This is a genomic window from Prevotella corporis DSM 18810 = JCM 8529 (genome assembly GCF_000430525.1).
GTDB classification, from domain to species: Bacteria; Bacteroidota; Bacteroidia; order Bacteroidales; family Bacteroidaceae; genus Prevotella; species Prevotella corporis.
Window position 1 is genome coordinate 24,076 of record NZ_AUME01000027.1, and the last position, 15,274, is coordinate 39,349.

A 15,274-nucleotide genomic window follows, 5' to 3' on the forward strand; every position below is an offset into this window, starting at 1 on the left:
ATGGCAACCATCAGTAATAAATATATATTCTCAGGGCATGAATCATTCCCTTGCAAAAGCCTATGGCTGAAAAAAGGATATGATTTCATAGTCCATGGAAATAATTTCAGTTCCCCTGATGCGGTAATACAATTAGGTGTCGGGAAGAATATGGTTTCTTCTATTCGCTATTGGCTTGGTGTTTTTGGTATATGTGATGGAGACCAGCCAACATGGTTAGGAAACTATCTGTTTAATGAGAATTATGGAAAGGATAAGTACATTGAGGATATGGCAACTCTATGGCTTTTGCACTTTAATCTTGTATTTTTAAGAAAAGCTTCACTATATAACATGCTATTTTGTGGGCTGCAAAAAGAGCGCTCTACTTTTGAAAAAGGTATTGCGATAACATATGCGAGATTGAAGCTTGCAGAAGTAGGAAAACTATCAGCATATAATGAACGTACTATGGGAAAAGACGTAGGAGTCTTCTTGCAAAACTATGCCTTGCCCCGTAAACCGCAATCCAATGAGGACTATTCTTCTCTTCTGATAGACCTTGACTTGATTCGCTCAAATTCAGAAGGTAAGGGGTACTACTTTAATGTAGACGGTAAGCGTGAGGTAACAAAGGAGATCTTTCTGTATGGTTTATTAAAATTGAAGGAGCTGGAGGGTGACAACAGCTTACCCTTTGATACCATACAAGAAAGAATAGGGCTAGTCTTCTGTATGCAGAACTTCGAGACAGTAGAGATGTTGAAACAACTGGCCAATGAGTACAGTCATTTTTTCGTGTATAGTGATGTGGCTGGTATCAAGCAAGTTCAGTTTATTAAGGACTTGGATATAAAACAGGTATTAGACTATTATTATGGTAAAGACATTTAATTTATCTGCAAACATTGAAAACGGTTTTGCAGAAGGAATGCAATACCTGGTGACTCCTAACGCTCGGAATGCAATTCACAATATTGTGAACGACTTCAAGTCTGGTATTCATTCTTTCACGATTATAGGCTCGTACGGAACAGGAAAATCGAGCTTTCTACTGGCATTAGAATCTGATTTGAAGAAGACTGGTAAGCAGAACTATCTATTGGATGCTAGAATTCTATCAGATGTAAAGTCATTCGAGATTATGAATATTGTTGGCGACTATACTGAGATGTCTACACTTCTCAGTAAGGCTCTAAATGTGGAGGGTAATACCAACAGTATTCTTGATAACCTGAAGAACCATTATGATCAATGTCAAAAGGAAGGCAAATTCCTGCTAATAGTTGTAGACGAGTTCGGCAAGATATTGGAACATGCTGCCAAAAATAGCCCTGAGACGGAGCTGTATTTCTTACAGAAGTTGTCAGAGTTGGTCAATGTACCGACCCGTCAGATGATGCTTCTCATGGTACTCCATCAAAATTTTAGTGCTTATGCCAAAGGATTGACAGAAACACAGACAAACGAGTGGATTAAAGTGAAAGGCCGCTTCAAGGAGATTACCTTTGTAGAGCCTGTTGAGCAGTTACTACAATTGGCATCAAAACAGCTAAAGGAAGAAAGGAAGATAAACGATGCAAATAATATTGAACCACTATATAGGTTAGCCAAAAAAACAGGATATGTGTCTAACGATTTTCCTTTGGAAACAGCTAAGCAGCTATTTCCATTGGATTCGTTCTCAGCCTACACTATTACAAAAGCTATTCAGAGATATGGTCAGAATGAGCGTTCTCTTTTCACTTTCTTAGCAGCGAAAGGAAGCAATTCTATTTCTGAATTTGAACCCGCAAAGCAATTAACATATAATCTTCAGAAAGTTTATGACTATATACTATATAATTTCTATTCCTATCTAAAAGATGCCAATGCAGACTCAATGAGCTGGAGCACCATTCAAGTATCTATAGAGAGAGTTGAAGGTCAAGAATGGGACAGCAAGGAAGATATGTCTCAAGCTGTGAATCTGGTGAAAGCCATTGGCTTATTGAATCTTTTTGGTACAGCAGGATTTAAGCTGACAGCAGAACACATGACGACCTATGCTAAGGAAGCCATGGCTATCAACAATGCCAAGGCAATCATACAGAAGCTGACTGCCAAGAAAATAGTTCGATATGCTGTCTACAAAGAGCGTCTGATGTTGTTCGAAGGTACAGATGTTGACCTTGAAGCAGAAATACGTAAAGCTGGTTTGATAGTTCCTCGCCCTGTGGCCTTTGTTGATGAGCTGAATGTATTTTTCAACAAGCGCATCTCCCAAGTTAAAGCTCACTTCTATCAGAAAGGCACCCCACGATTCTTTGACTACATGATTTGTGAGGAGCCTCAGGATATTATTCCTACTGGCGATACGGACGGCTTCATTGAACTAATTTATTCCACGCAGAAGAATGTTTTGACAGAAATCAAAAGATTAAGCTTAGAAACAGATCATGCACTTGTCTTTGCTTATTTTACCAATACGAAGGATATCGTCAACCACCTCTACAACATCAAGAAGTATATATATCTGTTGGAGCATGTTTTAGATAAGAGTGACCGGGTGGCTGTAAATGAAATCCAAAAATTAAGGGAGTATGAAGAAGCCCTGCTTAATAAAACTATCAACGACAACCTCTTCTCCTATAAGAATTGCGTTATATGGGTGTTTGGAGGTAAAGAGCAGAAGGTAAATTCACATCGTGATTTTAACCAGTTGCTGTCGAAGGTTTGCAATGAAGTCTACAGTAAGACACCTGTGATGGTTAATGAACTATTCAACAGGCATAAACTTAGTGGGATGATTACTCAGGCGAGGAAAAGTTATCTAACATATTTGACGAAGCACTATTCTGAAGACAAAATGGGATTTCCTGAGAATAAATTTCCACCAGAAAAGACAATTTATTTTTCTTTACTTCTGAACACGGGGCTTCATCAAAATGGCGGCTTTGCAGATTCACCTACTAATAAAGGCTTTATGCCTCTATGGGAAGCTTGCGAAGAGTTTCTGCAGAGTACGGAAAACAAAGCAAGGAAAGTGTCTGAACTCATCAAGATCCTTTCCGCGCAGCCCTATAAATTAAAATATGGATTCCTCGAATTTTGGATTCCAACTTTTTTGTTTATCAAACGTCAGGATTTTGCACTCTATGATGCATCAAGGGGAGCTTTTATACCAAATGTGAACATGGAGTTTTTCGATTTGCTACAAAAGCATCCGGGTGACTTTGAGGTTAAAAAGTTTGCTATTGATGGTGTAAAGTTGGGATTTTTCAATCAGTATCGGCGCTTCATTAATCTTGGGGAAGAGTTTTCTATAAGTAATTCCAGTTTCATCGAAACCATCAAGCCGTTCTTAAATTTTTATATGCGGCTGAATGATTATACCAAGCACACTCGCAAATTTAACCACGAGTCAACCATGAAATTCCGTGATGTGCTAGCAAAAGCAAAAGATCCGGAAAAAGCATTCTTCAATGATTTGCCAGAAGCATTGGGATTTGACCATGCGAAATTGAAACATGAAGAGTTTATTCGTGAATATGGCAATATAATCCAGCGTGCTATCAGAGAATTGCGTTCTTGCTATACGCAGTTGATAGACCGCATAGAAGAAAGATTAGTGGATAAGTTTGGTTTGCAGAGCTACGAATATAGCGAGTACATTTTAGAAGTTCGCAAGAGATTGGCCAATGTCAAGGTCTATCTACTGACAGACAAACAGCGTGAATTCTACCATCATGTGATGACAGAATACGACACTCGAACCCTATGGTACCAGTCTATATGTTATACCATACTTGAGCAGCGTCTTGATGCGCTCAGAGATGAACAGGAAGATAAGCTCGTAGATGACCTCATCTATTTGTTCCGTGAGTGCGAAAAATATGCAGATATTTCCAAGAAAGTTGACGATACTGACAAGAATGAGGCCTACTCTTTTGACATGGTTACAAACAATGGTACTAACATTAGGACACAAACTTACGTGCTTCCAGAGAAAGATAAAACGAAAGCTGACGAACTGGAGAAAAAGATTAGTCAGCTATTATCTGGTGATAGCAATGTAGATATTTGCACATTGCTGTCAATATTGAACAAAAAGATGAATAAATGACAAAAGTAAGACATATATTAGGCATATCAGGCGGTAAAGATAGTGCAGCTCTCGCCATCTATCTGAAAAAAACATACCCATCGCTAAAGATTGAATACTACAATTCAGATACAGGTTGCGAATTGGCAGAAACAGAAGCACTAATTAATCGTTTGGAAGCTTACTTGGGAAAAATAGAACGATTAAGGGCCGCGAAGGATAGTCCGGAGCCAACTCCATTCCATCACTTTTTGAAAGCCATGGGGGGATTTCTTCCTTCACCACAAGTTCGCTGGTGTACTAAGAAAATGAAACTGGATAAGTTTGAAGAATACGTAGGAAGTGATTATGCTGTTTCATATGTTGGCATCCGTGGCGATGAGGATAGAGACGGTTATATCTCATCGAAGCTCAATATTCAGGCCGTATTCCCATTCCGTAAGAATATATGGAGTATAGATGTTATTAATAAATTCCTACACAATGAGAATTTAGATCGGATAGTTGACATATACGAGAGATTATGTCCAAAAGGATCCCTGCGAGACGAGATTATTGAGATAGTGAAGAGACCTGTCGCCAAGCAGTTCTATTACTCGAAGAAAATGAATACTTTACTTGATTACGACGTAAAGTTGTTTAATCATGCTGTCTTTGAATTCCTGAAAACTACTGATTATCCGGTGGGTAAACTTGACAAATTCCCACTCCTAGACAATACGGATGTGCTAGTAAAAGAAGACATTTTCCGTTTATTGAAAGAGAGTGGTGTGGGTGTTCCTGCCTACTACGAGGAAATCCCTTTCGAGGTAGATGGCGAAAAAGGCACTTATTGCCGCAGTCGTTCTGGTTGTTACTTCTGTTTTTTCCAGCAAAAGATAGAGTGGGTCTGGCTCTATGAGCAACATCCTGATTTATTCAAGAAAGCAATGGAATTTGAAAAAGATGGATATACATGGAATCAGAACGAAAGCCTTGCTGATTTGATAAAGCCTGAGCGAATCCGTCAAATTAAACTTGATATCATCAAGCGACAAAAAGAGAATCGTGCCAACCACAAGGGCACTACTCTTGTGGATATTTTGGGTGACGATATAATGTGTACGAATTGTTTCATATAATTTAAAGTGTATGCTTAAAGCAAATGTACTTTGGCCAGGCAGTCGTCGTTATAAGTCACGAACAGAGTGGGAACCTATCGGTTTCTTTTCCGAGGCATTGTGCAATGCAACTCAGTTTGATATAAAACTGGGCTTCTTTTCTTCATCGGCAATCAATATCTTGTCAGATGGATTTGCAACGTTCCTTTATAATGGTGGACGTATGCGAATGGTTATCAATGATATTCTTTCCATTGAAGACAAGCAAGCTATGATAGCAGGTGAGGCCGGTGACTTAATTCAATATTTTGACCTAAATAACTTAGAGGAAGTCAAACGTACCTTGTCCGAGAGAGATAAACATTTTTTCGAATGTTTGGCATGGCTTATTAAGAATGAAAGGCTGGAGATAAAGATTGTGGTACCCAAAGATGGGGAAGGTATTGCTCATTCAAAATGCGGATTGTTCTCTGATGGGTTGAACAAGGTAGCCTTTGAAGGTTCTTGTAATTTTTCCCGTACTGCCCTAATTGATAATTTAGAGAGCCTTACAGCTTTCTGTGATTGGGATGGACAAGGTGATGTGTATAAGACAGAAGACATAGCTGAGGATTTTGAAAGGACGTTCTTTGGTAGAGATGATTCTGTCGTCTATCTGAAAGCCGATGACGTAAAAGCTGGAATCTATGCCAATTTTAAACATAAAGAGATTGGTGAGTTGATGCGTGATGAACAGAATCTTATTTTAAGACGGCTTAATGACCACCTTCCCTTAAGCATTCAAGCTATTTTAAATAAAGCCCAAAAGAAGGTGGAAAGCATCGTTAAAAAGTTAGAGGGACAAAACATTGATGTTTTAAAAGAAAAGGAGCCAAGATTTCCTTTCGATGAGCCACGAGGCTATCAGAAACAAGCATATGAAAATTGGAAAGTAAAACAGAAAGGACTATTCGCGATGGCTACTGGTACAGGCAAGACTCTTACTTCGCTGAATTGTCTGCTCAACATCTGGAAGAAATTTCATTTCTATAAAGCAATTATCCTCGTACCTACTATCACGCTTGTTGACCAATGGGAAGATGAGTGTAAAAGGTTTCATTTTAATCATATTACTAAGGTTAGTTCTAAAAATCCTAAGTGGAAAACGGAACTTGACAGTATAAAGACAAAGGAGAGTATCAAGATAGACGGAGAAGAGTCGTCGTTTATCATTATAGCGACATATGCCTCCTTTGCAAGAGAAAACATCTTCCGTGAGTTAGTTAACTTTAACAGGAACACTACCCGACAGATGCTACTTATTGCTGATGAAGCACACAACATGGGGGCAGGAAGGATATTAGACAGGTTAGGCGGGGTTAAGTTCGCTCGTCGCATAGGACTTTCTGCAACACCAGAACGCCAGTTTGATGACAGTGGTAATAAAGCCATTATGGAATTCTTTGGCTGTGAGAACGGATACACCTTTGAGTTTAACATGAAAGAAGCTATTGATAAAGGATACCTTTGCCGATACATGTATTTTCCACATATAGTACATCTAAATGATGCAGAAATGGCTGAATATATGCGTATCTCATTGCAGTTGGCCAAGTTCTTTAACCAGGAAAAGGAATCATTCCCCAAAGGAGATGATATTTTGACGCGATTATTGCTGAAACGGAAACGCATTGTTCACAAAACCCAAGAGAAAGAAGTGATATTCCAACAAATCGTTCAGGAAAGGTACACCGAGAAAGGAAATTTGAAATATACTTTGGTCTATGTTCCAGAAGGTACAAGGCCTGATGATGAAACAGCTGATGTCTTTGACAGCATAGAGAGTGTAAATGATGATGACTTTTCTGAAAACCTGATTGACACGTATACAAGGATTGTACAGGATGTCAGTAAAACCACGACCGTGAAGAAGTTCGTATCAGGAATTAAGGAACGAAACGAGATTCTTGAAAAGTTTGCTTGCGGTGATATTGAGGTTTTGACCTCCATGAAATGCCTTGATGAAGGCGTTGACGTACCTCGTAGTGAGATGGCAATTTTTTGTGCCAGCACGGGAAATCCAAGGCAATTTATTCAGAGGAGAGGTCGTATATTACGAAAGCATCCAGACAAGCATATAGCCATAATACACGATTTGGTTGTGACTCCCGAGGTGAATTCAGCACAGGAGAACTACAACATGGAACGTAGTCTAATAAGAAGTGAATTGAAAAGAGTTCGTGACTTTGCTGTATTATCAGAAAATGCGGACTTTGCATATAACGAGTTAAACGAAATACTATCACATTATAACATATCTTTATTCTGATTATGGCAAGAAATAATGACAACAAAATGCTACAAGCAGTCTTGCTTGATGAGAATCTGATGAAGTTCGGAGATTATTCTCCTTCTGACATCAGTACAATAGAGCAGGCGCTTGATTCTGATAATTATGTAATCAATGCTGTTGCACAGATTATTAAACGTACAGGAGAAGGGGCTTCCGAAAAAGAACTTTGGAAAGAAATAGACAAATATTTAATTGACAACGTATGATAATCAAGGAAATCCGAATCAAAAATTTCCGTAGTTACTACGGAGATAATAATATATTTGAGTTTTCAGACGGCCTAACCCTTATTCTCGGAGATAATGGCGACGGTAAGACAACTTTCTTTGATGCTCTACAATGGTTGTTCAATACAACTATTGATAAGGGCAATGTTGACCACATGTCGGAAATGCGAAAGTCAAAGATGGAGATTGGCGAAAAAGATGTAGTTTCCGTTGCTATGCTTTTTGAGCACGATGGTGAAAAATCCGTAGAAAAGTCTTTTTCCGTTGAACGTGTTAGCGAAGACTTCTTTAGAGTCGGTACACTTGTTTATAGAGGTTATGAAACTTCTGGCTCAGAACGCATTCAAGTGAGTGGAAAGAACCTCATAGACAGATGCTACGATGCCTTTATCCAAAGGTTTAGTATGTTTAAGGGGGAGTCGGAACTTAATGTGTTTGACAATGCCACTGCTTTAAAAGATCTGGTCAACAAATTTTCTGATATAAGAAAGTTCGATGATCTTGTAGAATACACATCATCTTTTGAGGAGAAAGCAAATTCTGCCTATCTGAAAGAAATGAAGTCTGACAGGAAGGTTGCAGGTGAGGCTAAAGCATTAGAATTGCAGATAAATCGTCTTGCCGAGGAAATTTCAACTAAAAAGAAGGATATTAGAGATAAAACGACATCGTTGGAGGTGTTTTCTAAAAGGCTGGGGGAACTTGAAGAGAATCAGGAAACATCTGAAAGATATAAAGACATCCAAAGTAGGTTAAAGAGTAAGGAAGAGAAACGTAGGAAATTAAAAGCCCAAATAAGTTATATCGATTATAATCACGCACTTCTTGATAGAATGTGGGTTCTTTGCGCTTTCCCAGATGTTTTACAAGAGTTCAAGCAAAAATGCTCTGCTCTCAGTAGGGAAAAGAGAAAGCAAGAAAAAGATTATGAGCGTCAAAAGGCTATTGAAATTGGGAAATTGGAAGCAGTCAAAGAAATGCAAGGTGCATTAGTTAATGGTGCGCCTGAACTTCCTTGGTATCTACCCAATCAGGAAACAATGGAGGAGATGCTGAACGACCATATCTGCAAGGTGTGTGGTCGTCCCGCTGAAGAAGGGTCGGAGGCATACAACTTTATGTTGCAGAAACTTGAGGAGTATAAGAGGCATATAGCGCTGGAGGCCACTAAGAAGAGTCAGAAGGAAGCCATTGAAGAGAAGGAACTTTTCAAGTTTGGCAACATTGAGTCACTGCATAATCTGAGCATTTCGCTCAGCGGTAGCAATGAGTCGCAAGTTTCTGGGCTTGTTCGTGAAATTAGTGACCGCATGGGGCTGGTGGAGCGTCTGAACGAGGACCTGAAGGAAGTGGAGCGACAGATACAAGAAACGATAGACGAGAAATCGCGCCTGCTGATTCAGGCTGGAAATGTGTCTGAAGCTATTTTGGAGAAGGATTTCAACGACATCAAAGGACTGTTTGAACAGAAAGGTAGAGCAGAGGTGAGGCTTGTAGAATTGAATGGTGATTTGGCACAACTTCTGACAAGGATGGATGGATTGCAGAAACAGATGGATGAGCTGAATCCCGACAGTTCGCAGGTAAAAGTGTATCGTGACGTTCATCGTGTCCTTGAAGAGATTGCTAAAGCCTTTGCATTTGCTAAAAAGGAAAACCTTCGCCGTTTTCTTGCTGAGATGCAAGATAAGGCGAATGGATATCTGGAACAGTTAAGCGCAAGTGACTTTCATGGAGAAATTCGGCTCAGGCAGACGGCAGACGACTCGACAGAAATCCGCCTGTATAGTTCAAACGGTACGGAAATCAAGAAACCGTCTGGCTCACAATTGACGGTAATGTATATATCCGTCCTGTTTGCCATATCCGACTTTACACAAGAAAAACGTGACGAGGATTATCCTCTTGTGTTTGATGCTGCAACATCATCATTTGGCGATTCCAAGGAAGAGAACTTCTACAATGTGATTGACAACTTGAAAAAACAGTGTATCATTGTGACCAAGGATTTCATCACCAAGGGAAGGGTTCGCTTCCCTGAAATTGAAAAACTGACATGTTGTGTCTATCGTATCAAGAAAGCCGACGGCTTTGATTCAAAGAATATGGCAACAGTTCGTACAACAATAGAAAAAATAAAGTAATATGGAATCATTATATGAACTTTGGGGCAAGCGTAATCCCGAATGGGAAGAACGTTATCAAGACTCCGTGATAAGTGTGTTCTCGGACTATGGTAAGGGAGTGAATCAGTATCAGGAGGTAAGGGGAAAAATATATGGAGCAGGCTACGAAGTGTTTATATTGGCCTTTTTCATTGGATTGTATAGCAATAAAACTAAACCTTTGATAGAAGATAAAGCCAAAAAGAAACACTTTGGTTGGGCTATCTCCAACTGGGGGACAGGCGAATCACGCCTTGGCCGAACACAATATCCACGCTTGCGGGAATATATGTTCGCTGCATTAATAGCCAGAACGGATATTGACTTCATTGCTTTAGATAAAGGCGAAATCACTCAGCGCAAGGTTGTGGATGATCTCATTACCAAAATGGAGGAATACGCTAACTATGGCTTTGACCTTATTAAGGAGAAGCTGGAGGAAAATTCTAATTATTTCTTCAAAGAAACAGCATTTCTCCGTGTATTCTTAGACTTCTTGAAAAAGGATGAAGAGGATGATGCAATGGATGATGTACCGGAGTCGTTGGATTAATAAATTAATTATTCTTTATAATTATGGAATACAAGAATAAAGAACTAAGAATTAGAGATTTAATAAGCCTCATAGAGAGTAAGTCTATAAATTTGCGCCCTCCATATCAGCGTAATTTCATATGGACACCTAAAGATCAAAGACTACTTATTGACTCAATTTATAAAGGATACCCGCTGCCAAATTTTTTTATACTAAAAAATGAGAATGGAAAATATGAAATGGTGGATGGACAACAGCGTGCGACAACTATCTATAAATACTATCATAATGAGTTTAAGGATAATCAAAAGAAGTTCTTTAAAGAATACGCCCCGGAATTTTTCTTAGACTATCGACTTAATATTGTTGAGATTGGAAATTTTGATTCTTCAAAAGGAGAATCAAAAGAAGAGTTCTTTTATCTGGTAAATAAAAGAGGCATTCAACTTAACCCTGCGGAAGTAAATCAAGCATATCATCATGATTCTGATTTCCTTAAGTTAGTTTATAGGATTATGGATATTCAACAACTCATAGAACTGGATATTTTTACAGACAAGACAAAACTTCGCATGAATGACCGGGGACTTATAGAAGAAATTGTCGCATACCTGTTCTATGGTATTACAGAAAAAAGGAATGCTGTCGAGAATTTATTTGAGGCAAAATTAAATGAAGAAGTGGTTAATGAAAAATATGCCCGTTTTTCAAAGGTAATAAATAAAATATATGCCTTAAATGACATAAAGCCAATAAAGCAAACAAGGTATAAACAAAAGAATGATTTTTATACTCTTTTTTGTTTCATAAACGAACATATCGATGAAGAGTTTGAAGTTCTTCGGTATCAATACAAGATATTGACTTTCATTAGCGAAAACGATTTTATTACTCCTTCAAATGAAGATTGTCGTCCTTTTATGGATTATGCTATTAATTGTGTTAGTCAGTCCAATTCGAAAAGAGCCCGTGAAATGCGTCTACAATTTTTTGAACAATTATTATGTAATAAGAAAGAGAACGGGGGGGATGTGGTGAATGAAATCATAGATTATCTTTTAAAGGAATACGGATTAGATAAAATAGAACTAAATCCTATAGGAAAGTATTGGTTAATAGATCTGTCAAACTTGGAATAGTATGGATATGCTTGTAGTAACAAATTTTGTTTCTAAGGGAAATATTATCTTTCTAAACAATGAACCTCGTAATAATCAACTAAGCATAAACAATATAGATTATTATGCTTATTCCGTAAGCCCGCAATCTAAACGGAATAAAGGTGCACATTCGTATGTTTTGGCATTATATCCAAGTCAAGATTTTATTGATATTTACAAATCCCAACCTCAGAAAGTTATAAAAATATCAAATGTGCGTGATTTTTTTAGAGATGGTGATTATGTTGGAAGTGATGCCAATGAAAGATTCCGCACAGAGATTAGTGCTTTGGAGGTCTGTAAAAGGAAGCATATACCCAACATAATAGAAATTGACCTTCAAGGATATGTACAATGTACAGAATCATACAAAACAAGAAAAGGCGAAGAAAAAGAAAAGAAAGAATTCTTTCCTTTCTATATGATGGATTATGCAGATAGTGACCTTAAGCAGTATTTAGAGGAGTATGATATTGACAAATCAGAAAAGTTAGATTTATGCCTGCAACTAGCGGAGGGGCTGAATGATTTAAATGAGTTAGGTTATTACCACCGAGATATAAAACCAGATAATATTTTGATTTTTCATGAAAGTCAATGGAAGATTGGAGATTTAGGTCTTGTAACACGTAGAGACTTGGATTATGATAGGCAAAATGAATTCATAGGTCCCAAAGGGTGGCTTTCTCCTGAGGCTATGAATAAGTATCTTGCAGAAGGAAGAGGCGAAAAAAAAATTGATTGCAAGATAGACAATCAATCAGATGTTTTTCAGTTAGGCAAAGTTTTTTGGTATATTTTTCAAGGAAATGCTCCCATAGGATGTATCTGTAGGGAGGATTTCTTTGAAAGAGAAGAATCTATATACGTTCTTATTCGTACAATGATAAATCATTCGAAAAAGAAAAGAATCAGAAATATGGCAGACGTAGTAAAAGAGTTACGTAGAATAATTGATACACTATAATAGTGTAGCAGGTAAAACAAAAATGCCAGATAGTGTATGAATAAAAGGATATTAACTATTAAAAGTATGTGGAAGTTTCGGAAAATCTCATGAGTGTAACGGAATATGTATGCAGATCCAATTATATGGAGCCCATATTTAGTATATAAAACTCGAGCCTGAAAATATAACGGCATAGATTTTTCCATTATTAAACAATGATATATGACTATACAAGAGATACGAACTCGCAAGGAAGATCAGACATTTGATTGCAAAAGCATTCAAATTGATCCGAAAGCATTAGCTATTACCATTGTGGCGTTTGCTAATGCTGACGGTGGTGATATCGCTATCGGTGTGTCTGACAAGACAAGGAAGACAGAAGGGGTTGACCAGCATACAGAAAAATTGAATGAATTGTTGCGTGTGCCCTTAGACTTCTGTAATCCTTCTGTGTCTATTACCAGCGAATTGTTGCCATGCACGGATAAGGATGGAAACGAGAATCATATTATATTGATGCACGTTCCTGCAAGTTCTGAACTACATGCTAATCAAGCAGACGAAGCTTTTATGCGTGTTGGCGACAAAAGTAGAAAACTGTCTTTTGAAGAGCGCATACAGTTGATGTATGACAAGGGTGAGCGTTACGATGAAGATACAGCAGTGTATGGTGCTACGGTAGATGATATTGATATGGCTGCTGTCGAAAGATATATAGAATTGATTGGTTATACCAAGTCTGCCAAGCAATATCTACATGAAAATAATGGCTTCATAACTACCAACGCCAAGGGAGAGCAGCAAGTTAGTGTAGCTTGTATCCTGTTGTTTGGTAAATATCCTCAAAAGTTCTTTCCTCGTGGACGTACTCGTTTCATTCGCTATAAAGGAACAGAGGAGCGAGTGGGTGCAGAAATGAACGTGATTAAGGACGTAACCTTTGAAGGAACCATACTTGATCAGGTGAAGGCCACGATAGCTTATCTTGAAACCCAAGTGGAGGAACACACTTTCCTAGGACAGCATGGGCAGTTTGTAACCAACAGAGATTATCCAAAGTTTGTTATTCAAGAAATGGTTGTCAACGCTTGCTGCCACCGAGCCTACAATATTAAGGGTACGGAAATCCAAATAAAGATGCTTGACGATCGTCTTGTATTCGAGTCGCCCGGTAGGTTACCCGGAATGGTCAAGCCCTCTAACATTCGTCATACGCATTTCTCACGCAATCCGAAAATTGCTCAATTCTTAAAAGCATACGACTATGTAAAAGAGTTTGGAGAGGGTGTTGATCGTGTATGCAGGGAATTGGAAGCTAATGGTACACCACATTTATCTTTCCATCTTGATGATTTTATTTTGAAAATTACAGTACCGAAGGTGGCAGAAAATAGCAATAAAGTAGCAGAAAAGGTAGCAGAAAATAGCAACAAAGTAGCAGAAAAGGTAGCAGAGGCAAATAAAAAGGTAACAGAAAGATTAATTGAAAAGGCTAATGCTCATGGAGAAAGATTAACGGCTAACCGAATCAAGATATTGGAACTGATGTTAGAAGATCCCTATATATCAAGGGCAGATTTGGCTAAAAATATAGGAATTAGTGAAACTTCCATCTATCGTAATATTGAAGTTATGCGTGGCAGATATCTCCGTCGTGTTGGACCAGATAATGGTGGCTTTTGGGAAATCATAGAATAATATGGTGATATAACAAGCCCAACCTGCATCTCGTTTGGTTGGGCTTGCTTCGTAGAGTATTATTTCAATTTCTTCTGCATCAAGCTATCAGCCTTAGATTTTAGTTGTAAGTCGTATCCGTCTGCCTTTTCTTTGATTAGCTTGATAATCTTTTCATCACGATGAATGTCAAATACCTCATTGAGCCATAGGATTTCCTTGGGACTACATCCTCTCCATACTCTGATGATGCGGAATTTCAAGGCATCATCTTCATATTGCTGTTTGCTTTGCAACAAGAAGTAATTGCCGACCAAAGAAATAAGACAGAGGATAGACACAGCCACCACAGTAATAAAGACTTTCGATGACTTAATGTCAAAACTATGCCTATGAATATGTTCCTGCGGTTGTGGATGCTCTTTCTGCTCCTGCCATTCGTGCAACATGGTCATGACGCTTGCCACCAATTTGTCCATGGATTTAGCCTCCTCGTCTTTGATGCGCACTTGTACTCCAATATACTTGTTAATCACATCTTTTGTTCGCTGTTCATACTGATTGAGCAATTCCTGTTCCTGCTGATTGTCATGCTGTACAGGTGTAGAGGGAACATGGAAAGAGACAGAGTTGTTCTCCTTTTCTTTCAGCCCCTTTAGTTCCCTGTAAATTGTCTCCAGTTGGTACTGTCCTATAAAAGTGTGTAAGCTCCTTTTTTCTTATCTTTGTATTTGTAAACTATAAAAAAGGAAAAAATGAAACTTACACATTCGCAAATTTCGGAAATTCTTTCGAATTACACAAGTAGCAGCGAGGGTTTTGTTACCCTTCAGTCATTAATCATGAACTCCCTGATGTATCATGAACGAGAGTTGTTCGTCAGCGAAAATGCCCATGAGCAATGCAATGGTTTCCGTTCCCGTCGTTGGTACAGTCACGGCTTTGAGTTCTCGCTCCGTATTCCGCGCAGTCGTAGCGGAAACTTCTATCCCATTCTCTTAGGGTTGATACGCAGCGAAAGCGAGGAACGTGCCAAATTGTTCAATCTCCTCTACACCAAAGG

12 protein-coding genes are annotated in these 15,274 nt (G+C 38.5%); 11 read left to right on the top strand and 1 reads right to left on the bottom strand.

Annotated features, from left to right (window positions below):
• From H515_RS0106155 to H515_RS0106200, 10 genes are all read left to right on the top strand, one after another.
• On the top strand, window positions 1-873 hold the full coding sequence (locus H515_RS0106155) for a DUF4007 family protein (RefSeq protein WP_025877027.1): 873 nt from the start codon (window positions 1-3) through the stop codon (window positions 871-873).
• Entirely contained in the window at window positions 857-4,084 is a 3,228-nt protein-coding gene (locus H515_RS0106160) for a hypothetical protein (protein WP_025877029.1), read from the top strand. The genes H515_RS0106155 and H515_RS0106160 overlap by 17 nt, the downstream gene beginning before the upstream one ends.
• A complete protein-coding gene (locus H515_RS0106165; RefSeq protein ID WP_028901718.1) occupies window positions 4,081-5,184 on the top strand; it encodes an adenine nucleotide alpha hydrolase family protein in 1,104 nt (367 codons plus the stop codon). The genes H515_RS0106160 and H515_RS0106165 overlap by 4 nt, the downstream gene beginning before the upstream one ends.
• A gap of 10 nt (window positions 5,185-5,194) precedes the next feature.
• Entirely contained in the window at window positions 5,195-7,471 is a 2,277-nt protein-coding gene (locus H515_RS0106170; RefSeq protein ID WP_028901719.1) for a DEAD/DEAH box helicase family protein, read from the top strand.
• A gap of 2 nt (window positions 7,472-7,473) precedes the next feature.
• Complete coding sequence (locus tag H515_RS0106175) at window positions 7,474-7,701, top strand: hypothetical protein (RefSeq protein WP_025877990.1); 228 nt, start codon at window positions 7,474-7,476, stop codon at window positions 7,699-7,701.
• Window positions 7,698-9,866, top strand: a complete 2,169-nt coding sequence (locus H515_RS0106180) for an AAA family ATPase (protein WP_025877992.1) — start codon at window positions 7,698-7,700, stop codon at window positions 9,864-9,866. The genes H515_RS0106175 and H515_RS0106180 overlap by 4 nt, the downstream gene beginning before the upstream one ends.
• A 1-nt stretch (window position 9,867) precedes the next feature.
• Window positions 9,868-10,440: a hypothetical protein gene (locus H515_RS0106185; protein WP_025877994.1), complete on the top strand. Its 573-nt coding sequence runs from the start codon at window positions 9,868-9,870 to the stop codon at window positions 10,438-10,440.
• Between the two features lie 23 nt (window positions 10,441-10,463).
• The gene (locus H515_RS0106190; RefSeq protein ID WP_028901720.1) at window positions 10,464-11,561 is read left to right on the top strand and encodes a DUF262 domain-containing protein; all 1,098 of its coding nucleotides are present in this window, start codon (window positions 10,464-10,466) and stop codon (window positions 11,559-11,561) included.
• Between the two features lie 7 nt (window positions 11,562-11,568).
• Entirely contained in the window at window positions 11,569-12,549 is a 981-nt protein-coding gene (locus H515_RS0106195) for a protein kinase domain-containing protein (protein WP_244870065.1), read from the top strand.
• Between the two features lie 204 nt (window positions 12,550-12,753).
• Complete coding sequence (locus tag H515_RS0106200; RefSeq protein ID WP_025877996.1) at window positions 12,754-14,232, top strand: RNA-binding domain-containing protein; 1,479 nt, start codon at window positions 12,754-12,756, stop codon at window positions 14,230-14,232.
• A 59-nt stretch (window positions 14,233-14,291) separates the two neighbouring features.
• Here the strand turns inward: H515_RS0106200 and H515_RS0106205 are convergent, their stop codons facing one another.
• Window positions 14,292-14,906 carry a hypothetical protein gene (locus H515_RS0106205; RefSeq protein WP_028901722.1) on the bottom strand — a complete coding sequence of 205 codons (615 nt, stop codon included), beginning with the start codon at window positions 14,904-14,906 and terminating at the stop codon, window positions 14,292-14,294.
• 60 nt (window positions 14,907-14,966) lie between these two features.
• Here H515_RS0106205 and H515_RS0106210 point away from each other — a divergent pair.
• Window positions 14,967-15,274: transposase (locus H515_RS0106210; RefSeq protein ID WP_028901723.1), on the top strand; the 308-nt coding region annotated here is incomplete at its 3' end.

What these genes read in the sequence shown, in the direction of transcription:
- H515_RS0106155 (WP_025877027.1), top strand. Translation starts at nt 1, where the DNA reads ATGGCAACCATCAGTAATAAATATATATTCTCAGGGCATGAATCATTC.
- H515_RS0106160 (WP_025877029.1), top strand. Translation starts at nt 857, where the DNA reads ATGGTAAAGACATTTAATTTATCTGCAAACATTGAAAACGGTTTTGCA.
- H515_RS0106165 (WP_028901718.1), top strand. Translation starts at nt 4,081, where the DNA reads ATGACAAAAGTAAGACATATATTAGGCATATCAGGCGGTAAAGATAGT.
- H515_RS0106170 (WP_028901719.1), top strand. Translation starts at nt 5,195, where the DNA reads ATGCTTAAAGCAAATGTACTTTGGCCAGGCAGTCGTCGTTATAAGTCA.
- H515_RS0106175 (WP_025877990.1), top strand. Translation starts at nt 7,474, where the DNA reads ATGGCAAGAAATAATGACAACAAAATGCTACAAGCAGTCTTGCTTGAT.
- H515_RS0106180 (WP_025877992.1), top strand. Translation starts at nt 7,698, where the DNA reads ATGATAATCAAGGAAATCCGAATCAAAAATTTCCGTAGTTACTACGGA.
- H515_RS0106185 (WP_025877994.1), top strand. Translation starts at nt 9,868, where the DNA reads ATGGAATCATTATATGAACTTTGGGGCAAGCGTAATCCCGAATGGGAA.
- H515_RS0106190 (WP_028901720.1), top strand. Translation starts at nt 10,464, where the DNA reads ATGGAATACAAGAATAAAGAACTAAGAATTAGAGATTTAATAAGCCTC.
- H515_RS0106195 (WP_244870065.1), top strand. Translation starts at nt 11,569, where the DNA reads ATGCTTGTAGTAACAAATTTTGTTTCTAAGGGAAATATTATCTTTCTA.
- H515_RS0106200 (WP_025877996.1), top strand. Translation starts at nt 12,754, where the DNA reads ATGACTATACAAGAGATACGAACTCGCAAGGAAGATCAGACATTTGAT.